The 12,143-nt window shown below is 70.4% G+C and carries 8 protein-coding genes; 5 read left to right on the top strand and 3 right to left on the bottom strand.

Going from position 1 to position 12,143, the window contains the following annotated elements:
- Positions 1–106: 106 nt before the first annotated feature.
- Positions 107–1,222 (bottom strand): LacI family DNA-binding transcriptional regulator, encoded by a 1,116-nt coding sequence (locus ACIF9R_RS11775; RefSeq protein ID WP_399977713.1) that lies wholly within the window; start codon positions 1,220–1,222, stop codon positions 107–109.
- Positions 1,223–1,675: 453 nt separating this feature from the next.
- Between ACIF9R_RS11775 and hisC the strand changes: the two genes are divergently transcribed.
- The 5 genes from hisC (at position 1,676) to ACIF9R_RS11800 (ending at position 10,248) form a co-directional block, all read left to right on the top strand.
- Positions 1,676–2,755: a histidinol-phosphate transaminase gene (gene hisC, locus ACIF9R_RS11780; protein ID WP_399977715.1), complete on the top strand. Its 1,080-nt coding sequence runs from the start codon at positions 1,676–1,678 to the stop codon at positions 2,753–2,755.
- Positions 2,756–2,999: 244 nt separating this feature from the next.
- Positions 3,000–4,505, top strand: coding sequence for a cytochrome ubiquinol oxidase subunit I (locus ACIF9R_RS11785; RefSeq protein ID WP_399977717.1), 1,506 nt, complete (start codon positions 3,000–3,002; stop codon positions 4,503–4,505).
- Between the two features lie 20 nt (positions 4,506–4,525).
- Positions 4,526–5,530, top strand: coding sequence for a cytochrome d ubiquinol oxidase subunit II (gene cydB / locus ACIF9R_RS11790; protein ID WP_399977719.1), 1,005 nt, complete (start codon positions 4,526–4,528; stop codon positions 5,528–5,530).
- A 12-nt stretch (positions 5,531–5,542) separates the two neighbouring features.
- Positions 5,543–9,040, top strand: a complete 3,498-nt coding sequence (gene cydD, locus ACIF9R_RS11795; RefSeq protein WP_399977721.1) for a thiol reductant ABC exporter subunit CydD — start codon at positions 5,543–5,545, stop codon at positions 9,038–9,040.
- Positions 9,041–9,195: 155 nt separating this feature from the next.
- Positions 9,196–10,248, top strand: coding sequence for a peptidoglycan DD-metalloendopeptidase family protein (locus ACIF9R_RS11800; protein ID WP_399977724.1), 1,053 nt, complete (start codon positions 9,196–9,198; stop codon positions 10,246–10,248).
- A 4-nt stretch (positions 10,249–10,252) separates the two neighbouring features.
- On the opposite strand, the gene ACIF9R_RS11805 is transcribed toward ACIF9R_RS11800, so the two are convergent.
- Together ACIF9R_RS11805 and ACIF9R_RS11810 are read right to left on the bottom strand one after the other, a co-directional pair.
- Positions 10,253–11,140, bottom strand: a complete 888-nt coding sequence (locus ACIF9R_RS11805) for an HAD family hydrolase (RefSeq protein ID WP_399977726.1) — start codon at positions 11,138–11,140, stop codon at positions 10,253–10,255.
- 88 nt (positions 11,141–11,228) lie between these two features.
- Positions 11,229–12,131: an LLM class flavin-dependent oxidoreductase gene (locus tag ACIF9R_RS11810; protein WP_399977728.1), complete on the bottom strand. Its 903-nt coding sequence runs from the start codon at positions 12,129–12,131 to the stop codon at positions 11,229–11,231.
- Positions 12,132–12,143: the final 12 nt, after the last annotated feature.

Here is a 12,143-nt window from a genome sequence, read left to right on the forward strand (position 1 = left end):
CCGGTTGTCCGCCGTCGGCACGCGCCCGCGCCGGTCGGACCGCCGTTGTCGTGCTCCCGTCGTCGCCCTCCCCCGCATGGCGTCCCCGGCACGGCGTCCCCGGTACTCATGTCCCGTTCGCCGGCGACCTCGGCGGGCTGACCGTCGTACGGGGCGGACGCCGTTGCGAAGAGGTACGGACGATAAGTTCGGTCGGTATGACCTGCTCCACCGGGCGGTCCGAATCGACCCCTTCGATGGCGTCGATGAGCAGCTGGACCACCGCCGTGCCGATGCGGCGCGGCTTCAGGGAGAGCGTGGTGACCGGCGGTTCCGTGCTGGCGTAGACGGTGGACTCGCTGCAGCAGACCAGCAGCAGGTCGTCCGGCACGCGCAGGCCGTAGCGGCGGGCGGCGGCGAGCAGATCGGTGCCGTTCGGGTCGAACAGGCCGTACACGGCATCGGGCCGGTCGGGGCGGGCGAGCAGCCGGTCGGCGGCGACGGCTCCGGCGCACGGATCATGTGCCGGGTAGGCCTCGTACACCGGATCCTGGCCCACTCGCTCGCACCAGCGCAGATACGCGGTGGTCGACAGGCGGGTGTAGGTGTCGGTGGTCGTGCCGGTGAGCAGGCCGATCCGGCGGGCGCCCGCGTCGGCGAGGTGGTCGAGGATGCCCAGGACGGCGGCCTCGTGGTCGTTGTCGACCCAGGCCGTGACCGGCAGCGAGCCGACCGGACGGCCGTCGGAAACGACCGGTAAGCCCTGCCGGACCAGCTCGCTGACCACCGGGTCCTGGTCGGAGGGGTCGATGACGACCGTGCCGTCCAGGGCGACGTTGGACCACACGTCGTGGCGGGAGGTCGCGGGCAGGATGACGAGGGCATAGCCGCGGTCGAGCGCGGCGGAGGTGGCGGCGCGCGCCATCTCGGCGAAGTAGGCGAACTCGGTGAAGGTGAAAGGTTCATCCCCGTATGTCGTCACGGTCAGGCCGATGAGTCCGGATTTCCCGGTGCGGAGCGTACGGGCGGCGGCCGAGGGGCGATACCCCAGTCTGTCGGCCACCTCGCGGACGTGGCGCCGGGTGGCGTCCGGGAGCCGGCCCTTGCCGTTGAGGGCGTCGGAGACGGTCGTGATGGAGACTCCGGCGGCGGCGGCCACGTCCCTGATGCCCGCTCGATCCGGCCGGCTGCCTCGGCGTGAGGTTTCCGCGCGGCTCACCTGGTGCTTCCCTGCTGCTGTCATGGCGAGCCGATAGTAGGGCTCATGCGGTGGGGTAGGGCGGACGCATATGCACGCATTGACAGGCACGTTTCTGCATGATCATTAAGGCTTGAACTCCTTGAAAACAAAGACTGTTGAACGTTCCAATGACAAGACCTGTCGTATCGACGCACGCGGGCCTGCCGAGGGTGCGATGTTGCGAAGAGGTCTCAACTCACCTGCACGGGGGATGCGCGCCACGGCGCGAACCACGGGCGCGTAGATATATGTGCGGCGCGCCCCCGGTCCGTGCGCCGTTCCTACCCCTTCGGGTGTGTTGCCCCTGTTGGGTGTGACCGATGAGGGAGGCATGCGTCCGGGGCGTCCGGCGTGTGCCTGCGCCGTCCCTATACGCAGCGGCGTCGAATCCTCATAGGGTGAGCAGCATTGGATGTCGGCGGCGGTCATGGGCCGCCGGTCACGAGGAGGACTGCGGTGAGCGAGACGAGCCCCAAGCTGCGCGCCGAGCTGGAGGGGGTCCCCGCGTACACGCCGGGCAAACCGGCTGCGGCCGGCGGTCCGGCGGCGTACAAACTGTCCTCCAACGAGAACCCCTATCCGCCGCTGCCGGGCGTGATGGAGGCCGTGGCGGCCTCGGCCTCCTCCTTCAACCGCTACCCGGACATGGCTTGTACGGCCCTGATGGCCGAGCTCTCCGAGCGTTTCGGTGTCCCGGCGTCCCACGTGGCCACCGGTACCGGTTCGGTCGGTGTCGCCCAGCAGCTGCTGCAGGCCACCTCCGGGCCCGGCGACGAGGTGATGTATGCCTGGCGTTCCTTCGAGGCCTATCCGATCATCACGCGGATCAGCGGTGCCACGCCGGTGCAGGTGCCGCTGACGCCGGGCGATGTGCACGACCTGGACGCGATGGCCGACGCGGTCACCGACCGGACCCGGCTCATCTTCGTCTGCAACCCGAACAACCCCACCGGCACGGTGGTGCGGCGGGCCGAGCTGGAGCGCTTCCTCGACCGGGTGCCGAGCGATGTCCTGGTGGTGCTCGACGAGGCCTACCGTGAGTTCATCCGGGACACCGAGGTGCCGGACGGCGTCGAGATCTACCGCGAGCGGCCCAATGTCTGCGTCCTGCGGACCTTCTCCAAGGCGTACGGCCTGGCGGGGCTGCGCGTCGGTTTCGCCATCGCCCACGAGCCGGTGGCCGCGGCGTTGCGCAAGACGGCGGTGCCGTTCGGGGTGAGTCAGATCGCGCAGGACGCGGCGGTCGCCTCGCTGCGCGCCGAGGACGAGCTGATCGGCAGGGTCGGGTCGCTGGTGTGTGAGCGCAACCGGGTGATGGACGCGTTGCGGGCCCAGGGCTGGAACGTGCCGGAGACCCAGGCCAACTTCGTGTGGCTGCGGCTGGGGGAGCGCACGATGCCGTTCGCGCAGGCGTGCGAGCAGGCGGGTGTGGTCGTCCGGCCGTTCGCCGGGGAGGGCGTGCGGGTCACGGTCGGGGAGACCGAGGCCAACGACATCTTCCTGAAGGTGACAGAGGACTTCCGCAAGGACGTCTGACCAGCGGGTACAGCGCAGGCGCGGAGGCGGCCGACGGATGACGTCCGGCCGCCTCCGTGTACCCCGGACGTGTGGGAAAAGGGGCTGACGTCACAGGGGACCCCCCTTCCTGGGTGAAAAAGCAGTAGGACATAATTGCTTGTGAATGTGAACGCGTTCACAAGCGCTTCCGTTTTGCCTGAATACGGCAGGCCGAACGGGACCAAGCGGTCGCTGTGACCACCGCTGAGTAAGGAGCGACGACGTGGATCTGGCTCTGGCGCCGGAGACCCTGGCGCGATGGCAGTTCGGTATCACCACCGTCTACCACTTCCTCTTCGTTCCCCTGACGATCTCGTTGGCCGCCCTTGTCGCCGGGCTGCAGACCGCCTGGGTGCGCACGGACAAGGAGAAGTACCTCAAGGCGACGAAGTTCTGGGGCAAGCTCTTTCTGATCAACATCGCGATGGGTGTCGTCACCGGCATCGTGCAGGAGTTCCAGTTCGGTATGAACTGGTCCGACTACTCGCGGTTCGTCGGTGACGTGTTCGGTGCCCCGCTCGCGTTCGAGGCCCTGATCGCCTTCTTCTTCGAGTCCACCTTCATCGGTCTGTGGATCTTCGGCTGGGACAGGCTGCCCAAGAAGATCCACCTGGCCTGTATGTGGATGGTCTCGTTCGGCACGCTGCTGTCGGCCTGGTTCATTCTCGCCGCCAACTCCTGGATGCAGCACCCGGTCGGCTACCGGTTCAACGAGGACAAGGGCCGCGCCGAGCTCACCGATTTCTGGCTGGTGCTCACCCAGAACACCACGCTCAACCAGGTCTTCCACACCCTCTCGGCGGCCTTCCTGACCGGTGGTGCCTTCATGGTGGGCATCGCCGCCTTCCACCTCATGCGCAAGAAGCACATCCCGGTGATGCGGACCTCGCTCCGGCTCGGCCTGGTCACCCTGGCGGTCGGCGGTCTGTTCACCGCGGTCAGCGGCGACACCCTCGGCAAGATCATGTACGAGCAGCAGCCGATGAAGATGGCCGCCGCCGAGGCCCTGTGGGACGGCGAGAAGCCGGCGCCCTTCTCCGTGTTCGCCTACGGGGACGTCGACGAGGGGCACAACAAGGTCGCCCTGGAGATTCCCGGACTGCTGTCCTTCCTCGCGCACAACGACTTCGATTCGTACGTGCCCGGCATCAACGACACCAACGAGGCCCTGCAGGAGAAGTACGGCCCCGGTGACTACAAGCCCATCGTGCCGGTCGCGTACTGGGGCTTCCGCTGGATGATCGGCTTCGGCATGGTGTCCTTCTCGCTCGGCCTCCTCGGACTCTGGCTCACCCGGAAGAAGTTCCTGCTGCCGGCCGCTCACCGCACCGGGGAGGACGAGGTACCGCGCCTGGTGCTGCTGAAGAATCCCTTCGGTTCCCGTCTCACCCGGCTGTACTGGCTGCTGGCGCTGTGGACCATGGCGTTCCCGCTGATCGCCAACTCCTGGGGCTGGATCTTCACCGAGATGGGCCGGCAGCCCTGGGTGGTCTACGGCCTGATGCGCACCGAGGACGCCGTCTCCCCCGGTGTGTCCCAGGCCGAGGTCATCGCCTCGATGTCGGTCTTCACCCTGCTCTACGCCGCCCTGGCGGTCATCGAGGTCAAGTTGCTCGCCAAGTACGTCAAGGCCGGTCCGCCCGAGCTCAGCGAGTCCGACCTCACCCCGCCCACGAAGGTCGGCGGCGACACCCGTGACGCCGACAAGCCGATGGCCTTCTCGTACTAGGCCGAGGGAGCCGCACCGTCATGGAACTGCACAATGTCTGGTTCGTTCTCATCGCCGTCCTGTGGATCGGCTACTTCTTCCTGGAGGGCTTCGACTTCGGAGTGGGCATCCTCACCCGGCTGCTCGCCCGGGACCGCACCGAGAAGCGGGTGCTGATCAACACCATCGGACCCGTCTGGGACGGCAACGAGGTGTGGCTGCTCACGGCCGGCGGCGCGACCTTCGCCGCCTTCCCCGAGTGGTACGCCACGCTCTTCTCCGGCTTCTACCTCCCCCTGCTGCTCATCCTGATCTGCCTGATCGTTCGCGGTGTCGCCTTCGAGTACCGGGCGAAGCGGCCGGAGGAGAACTGGCAGCGCAACTGGGAGACAGCGATCTTCTGGACCTCGTTGATCCCGGCGTTCCTGTGGGGCGTGGCCTTCGGGAACATCGTGCGCGGCGTGAAGATCGACGCCGATTTCGAGTACGTGGGTGACTTCTGGGACCTGCTGAACCCGTACGCCCTGCTGGGCGGTCTGGTCACCCTGACGCTGTTCACCTTCCACGGCACGGTGTTCACGGCCCTCAAGACGGTGGGTGAGATCCGGGAACGGGCACGGAAGCTGGCCCTGCGCGTGGGTCTCGTCACCGCCGTGCTGGCGTTGGCCTTCCTGCTCTGGACCCAGGCCGACAACGGGGACGGCACCAGCCTGGTCGCGCTGGCCGTGGCGGTCGCCGCGCTGGTCACCGCCCTGCTGGCGAACCAGGCGGGGCGCGAAGGATGGTCGTTCGCCCTGTCCGGCGTCACCATCGTGGCCGCTGTGGCGATGCTCTTCCTGACGCTCTTCCCGAACGTCATGCCGTCCACGCTCGACGCGGACTGGAGCCTCACCGTCACCAACGCCTCGTCCAGCCCGTACACCCTGAAGATCATGACCTGGCTCGCGGTGATCGCCACTCCGATGGTGCTGCTCTACCAGGGTTGGACGTACTGGGTGTTCCGCAAGCGGATCGGCACCCAGCACATCGCCGATCCCGTGCACTGAGGTGTGTTTCACGTGAAACCAATCGACCCACGGCTGCTCCGGTACGCCCGTGCCACCCGGGGCTTCCTGGTGGCGGTCGTCGGCCTGGGGGCCCTCGGCGCGGTGCTGGTCATCGCCCAGGCCATGCTCATCGCCGAAATCGTGGTGGGCGCGTTCGAGGACGGCCTGTCCGTCGGCGAGCTCGGCACTCCCCTGCTGCTGCTCGCTGTCGTCGCGCTCGGCCGCGGGCTGGTCGGCTGGCTCACCGAGCTGGCCGCCCACCGGGCGAGCGCCGCGGTGAAGTCGGAGCTGCGGGACCGCCTGATGGAGCGGGCGACGGCACTGGGGCCGGGTTGGCTGGGCGGGCAGCGCACCGGATCGCTGGTCGCCCTGGCCACGCGGGGAGTCGACGCCCTCGACGGCTACTTCTCGCGTTACCTCCCCCAGCTGGGGCTCGCCGTGGTCGTGCCGGTGGCGGTGCTGGCACGGATCGTCACCGAGGAGTGGGTCTCGGCGGCGATCATCGTCGGCACCCTGCCGCTCATCCCGGTCTTCATGGTGCTGATCGGCTGGGCCACCCAGTCCCGGATGGACCGTCAGTGGCTGATGCTGTCCCGGCTGTCCGGGCACTTCCTGGACGTCGTCGCCGGACTGCCGACGCTGAAGGTGTTCGGACGCGCCAAGGCCCAGGCGGAGTCGATCCGGCGAATCACCGCCGAGTACCGGCGGGCGACCATGCGTACGCTGCGCATCGCCTTCATCTCCTCCTTCGCGCTGGAACTGCTGGCCACGCTCTCGGTGGCGCTGGTCGCCGTGACGATCGGCATGCGGCTCGTGTACGGCGAGATGGACCTCTACACCGGCCTGCTCATCCTGATCCTTGCGCCGGAGGCCTATCTGCCGCTGCGACAGGCCGGCGCCCAGTACCACGCGGCCGCGGAGGGCCTCGGAGCGGCCGAGGAGATCTTCTCCGTGCTGGAGACGCCCGTGCCCGCTTCCGGCAGGGGCGCGGTGCCCGCGGGAGCGGTCTTCTTCGAGGGGGTCACGGTCCGCTACGACGGCCGGTCCGCGGACGCCGTGACGGATGTGTCCTTCACCGTCGCGCCCGGCGAGACGGTCGCTCTCGTCGGCCCGAGCGGGGCGGGCAAGTCCACCCTGCTGAACGTACTGCTGGGCTTCGTCCGGCCCACCGAGGGGCGGGTACGGGTCGGGGGAGCCGATCTCGCCGGACTCGACCTCGACGCATGGCACAGCCGCATCGCCTGGGTGCCGCAGCGGCCGCATCTGTACGCCGGGACGATCGCGGAGAACGTACGGCTGGCCCGGCCCGACGCGGACGACGAGGCCGTACGGCGCGCACTGCGCGACGCGGGGGCGCTGGAGTTCGTGGACGCGCTGGCGCAGGGCGCCGGCACCGTGCTGGGGGAGGACGGCGCAGGGCTGTCGGCCGGGCAGCGGCAGCGGCTTGCGCTGGCCCGGGCGTTCCTGGCGGACCGGCCCGTCCTCCTGCTCGACGAGCCGACGGCCGCGCTGGACGGCGCCACCGAGGCCGAGATTGTGGCGGCGGTACGACGGCTGGCGGCAGGCCGGACGGTGCTGCTCGTGGTGCACCGTCCGGCTCTGCTGGCCGTCGCGGACCGGGTGGTACGGCTCGCGGAACCGGCTTCCACCGGCGACCGGGGGACGTCCGTGACCCGGGCCGCCGGCGCCGCCCCGGCCGTCGCCGTCGGCCCCGTTCCGGACAGCGGGACCGCAGTGCCCGAGAACACGGCACCGGTCGCGGGCGGTGTCCTCGCACGCGTCCGTCGTCTCTCCGGCGCCCGGCGGGGGAGGATCACCCTCGCTCTGCTGCTGGGCACCCTCGCGCTGGGCAGCGCGGTCGGGCTCATGGCGACCTCCGGGTGGCTCATCTCCCGGGCCTCCCAGCAGCCGCCCGTGCTGTACCTGATGGTGGCCGTGACGGCGACCCGGGCCTTCGGCATCGGCCGGGCCGTGTTCCGCTATGCCGAGCGGCTCGTGTCGCACGACGCCGTCCTGCGCATGCTGGCGGACACCCGGGTCGCGGTGTACCGGCGTCTTGAGCGGCTGTCGCCCGCCGGACTGCGCGGCGCCCGCCGGGGTGACCTGCTCTCCCGGCTGGTCTCCGACGTGGACGCGCTCCAGGACTACTGGCTGCGCTGGCTGCTGCCGGCCGGTGCCGCCACCGTCGTCTCCGTCCTGTCCGTCGGCTTCACGGCCTGGCTGCTGCCCGAGGCGGGTGCCGTGCTCGCGGCCGGGCTGCTGGCGGCGGGCGTCGGTGTGCCCGTGCTCACCGGTGCCGTGGCCCGCCGTGCGGAACACAGGCTGGCACCGGCACGGGGCGTCCTCGCGGCCCGGGTGGCCGATCTGCTCACCGGAACCGCGGAGCTGACCGTCGCCGGTGCCCTGCCCGCGCGGGTCGCCGAGGCGCGCCGGGCCGATGGCACCCTCACCCGGATCGCCTCGCGGACCGCGACCGCCACCGCACTAGGTGACGGGCTCACCGCACTGATCTCCGGTCTGACGGCCGCGGCCGCCGCGCTCGTCGGCGTCCAGGCCGTGGCCACCGGCCGGCTCGACGGAGTGCTGCTGGCCGTCGTCGTCCTCACCCCCTTGGCCGCTTTCGAGGCTGTCCTGGGCATGCCGCTCGCCGTGCAGTACCGGCAGCGGGTGCGCCGCAGCGCCGAGCGCGTGTACGAGGTGCTGGACGCTCCGCTGCCCGTGCGGGAGCCCGAGTCGCCCCGGCAGCCACCCGTCTCACCCTTCCCGCTCGTGGCCAAGGGGCTGACCGCCCGGTACGCCGGACAGGACCGGGACGCCCTCGCAGGGCTGGACCTCACCCTGGAACGGGGCCGCCGGATCGCGGTCGTCGGTCCCTCGGGATCGGGCAAGACGACCCTCGCCCAGACCCTGCTGCGCTTCCTGGACCCGGAGGCGGGCTCGTACACGCTGGCCGGCGTGGACGCCTGCGCCCTGGACGGCGACGACGTACGGCGGCTGGTCGGGCTGTGCGCCCAGGACGCGCACCTCTTCAACAGTTCGATACGGGAGAACCTGCTGCTCGCCAGGAAGGACGCGACCGAGGACGACCTGCGTGACGCGCTCGGCCGGGCCCGGCTGCTGGACTGGTCCGACGGTCTGCCGGACGGGCTCGACACGCTCGTCGGTGAGCACGGGGCACGGCTGTCCGGCGGGCAGCGCCAGCGGCTGGCACTGGCCCGGGCGCTGCTCGCGGACTTCCCCGTCCTGGTGCTGGACGAACCGACGGAACACCTCGACCTGGCGACTGCCGACGCGCTCACCGCCGATCTGCTGACCGCCACCGAGGGCCGTACGACGCTGCTCATCACCCATCGGCTCGCCGGTCTGGAGGCGGTGGACGAGGTGGTCGTGCTGGACGCGGGACGAGTGGTGCAGCGCGGACCGTACATGGAACTCGTCGCTGTGGACGGTCCGTTGCGCGCGATGGCCCGGCGGGAGGAGGAGGCGGAACTCCTGGTGACGTCCCGTTAGCGCCCGGCGGCGACTCCGCCGTGCATGACTCGATGTCAGGCGGGATCGGAAGCACCGCTGTTCGGTCGTATCAATGGTCCGTCCGGGGCCCGTGCTCCCCCATGTGCACGACCTGAACAGGACCGGGTGCCGGGGCGGGGGCCAGGATCGCGTTCATGCGCTTCACCCGCCGCCATCCGCTGCTCGCCGCCGTGCCGCTGTGCGCGCTCGCCGTGCTCGCCGCCCGGCCCGCCGACGGCTCCCACGCCCCCGGCCATGGCTCCGCCTCCGGCATCAGCGCGGAGGTGGCACGGCTGTACGAGGAAGCGGCCACGGCGACCGAACAATACGAGGCCGGCCGCCGCGAGGCGGACAGGCAGCGTGCCAGGGCACACAAACTGGAGGAACGGCTGAACCTGGAGCGGCGGGAGATGGCCGGCCTGCGCGAGGACCTCGGCCGGATCGCCAGCTCGCAGTACCGGGACGGCGGCGGACTGCCGCTCACCGCACACATGCTGCTCGCGGACGACCCCGAGGAACTGATGCGCGGTCAGCGGGCGGTGCAACAGGCGGAGGTGTCGCTGGACAAGGCGATCGACAGGAGTGAGCGGGCCGAGGCCCGTCTGAACCGGGACGAGGCGAGGGCCGCGGCGGCGTGGAAGAAGCTGGAGCGGCGGAACACGGAACTCGCCGTCCTGAAGGACGGTATCGAGGCGAAGCTCGAATCGGCGCGGTGGAAGCTCCAGGGACAGGCGGACGCCTCGGTCGCGGCCGGATCCTGCCGGGGCGCGGTCCGGCTGGACCAGCCGGAGACGCGGTTCACCGTCCGCTGGGTGTCGCCGGTCGAGACGTACGAGCTGTCCGCGTCGTACGGCAGCGGGGGTGCGCGGTGGGCGAACCGGCACACCGGGCAGGACTTCGCGGTGCCGATCGGCACACCGGTACGGGCGGTGGGCGCCGGCACGGTGGTGAAGGTGTCCTGCGGCGGGGCCTTCGGTGTCGAGATCGTCATTCGGCACGCGGGTGGGTACTACACCCAGTACGCCCATCTCGCCGCCGTCGCCGTCGACCAGGGCGACCGGGTCGCACCCGGGCAGTGGATCGGTCAGTCCGGCACGAGCGGCAACTCCACCGGGCCGCATCTGCACTTCGAGGTGCGGGTCACGCCGGAGATGGGATCGGCGGTGAACCCCGCGCCGTGGCTGGCCCGGCACGGGGTGTCGTTGTGAGCGGCTACAGCCGTCCGTTCAGCAACTGCTCGATCACCACGGCCACCCCGTCGTCGTTGTTGGCGACCGTGCTGCCCGAGGCGGCGGCGAGCACGTCCGGGTGGGCGTTGCCCATGGCGTAGGAGCGGCCCGCCCAGGTCAGCATCTCGACGTCGTTCGGCATGTCACCGAACGCGACGACCTCCTCGTGCGAGATGCCGCGCTCGGCGCAGCACAGGGCGAGGGTGCTGGCCTTGGACACCTCGGGTCCACTGATCTCCAGCAGGGCGCTGGGGCTGGAGCGGGTGACGTTGGCGCGGTCGCCGATGGCGAGCCGGGCCACGGTGAGGAAGGCGTCGGGATCGAGCTCGGGGTGGTAGGCGAGGATCTTGAGTACCGGCTCGGCGAGGGTACGGGAGTCCGGAGACAGCAGTTCCTCGGCGGGAGCGAGCGTGTCCGGGATCTCCATGTGCAGCTTCGGGTACGCGGGCTCCTGGTTGAAGCCGTAGGTCTGCTCGACGGCGTACACCGTGCCGGGTGCGGCATCGCGCAGCAGCTGTACCGCGGCCAGCGCGTTCTTGTGGGGCAGTTCGCGCACTTTCACGAAGCGGTGTGAGCCGGGGCCGCCGTGGAGGTCGACGACGGCCGCGCCGTTGCCGCAGATGGCGAGGCCGTGGCCGTGGACGTGGTCGCTGACCACGTCCATCCAGCGGGCCGGGCGGCCGGTGACGAAGAAGACCTCGATGCCCGCCTCCTCGGCGGCGGCCAGCGCGGCGACGGTGCGGGGGGACAGCGACTTGTCATCACGCAGCAGGGTGCCGTCGAGGTCGGTGGCGATGAGCCGCGGTGGAGTGGCGGCTGCCGGGGTCTCGGGCTGTTGGGTGGCTGAGGTCACCGGACCATTGTCCCGCATATGCCCGCACGACCGTGCGGGACTCCGCACATCTGAGTGGTTACCACCGTCACCACCGGTCTCGACCCCACTTCTGGCGGCGCCGGGGTCAGCGCAGCTGCGCCGGAGCCTCCATGGCGATCCGTTCGAAGACCTTCTGGTCCGCGGCGAAGTCCGAGTCCGGGACGGGCCAGTGGATCACGATCTCGGTGAACCCGAGTTCGGCATGGCGGCCCGCGAAGTCGACGAAAGCGTCCAGGGATGCCAGCGGACGGCTCCGGTCCGGGGTGAATCCGGTGAGCAGGATTTTGTCCAGTCCGGTCACGTCCCGGCCGAGCTCGGCACAGGCGTCGGCCAGCTTCTCCGCCTGGCCGCGAATGGCCTGAACCGACTGCTCGGGCGTGCCGTTCTCGTACAGCCTGGGGTCACCCGTGGTCACCCATGCCTGACCGTGACGTGCCGCGAGCCGCAGTCCGCGGGGTCCGGTCGCCGCCACCGCGAACGGCAGCCGGGGCCGCTGGACGCAGCCCGGGATGTTGCGCGCCTCGTGCGCGGCGTAGAAGTCGCCGTCGTACGACACCGAGTCCTCGCTGAGCAGCCGGTCGAGCAGCGGCACGAACTCGGCGAAGCGATCGGCGCGCTCCCGCGGGGTCCACGGCTCCTGGCCGAGCGCGGTGGCGTCGAAGCCGGTGCCGCCCGCGCCGATCCCCAGCGTGACCCGGCCGCCGGAGATGTCGTCGAGGGTGACCAGTTCCTTGGCGAGGGTGACCGGATGACGGAAGTTCGGCGAGGTCACGAGGGTTCCCAGCCGCATCCGTTCGGTGACCCCCGCGGCGGCGGTGAGGGTCGGGACGGCGCCGAACCACGGGCCGTCCCGGAAGCTGCGCCAGGACAGGTGGTCGTAGGTGTACCCCGTGTGGAAGCCGAGTTCCTCGGCGCGCATCCAGGCCGAACGGCTTCCCTCGTGCCAGCGGCGATAGGGGAGGATCACGGTACTCAGACGCAGGCTCATGGCCCCGAGCCT

The sequence above is a fragment of the Streptomyces sp. NPDC086080 genome (assembly GCF_044540255.1).
Taxonomy (GTDB): Bacteria; Actinomycetota; Actinomycetes; order Streptomycetales; family Streptomycetaceae; genus Streptomyces.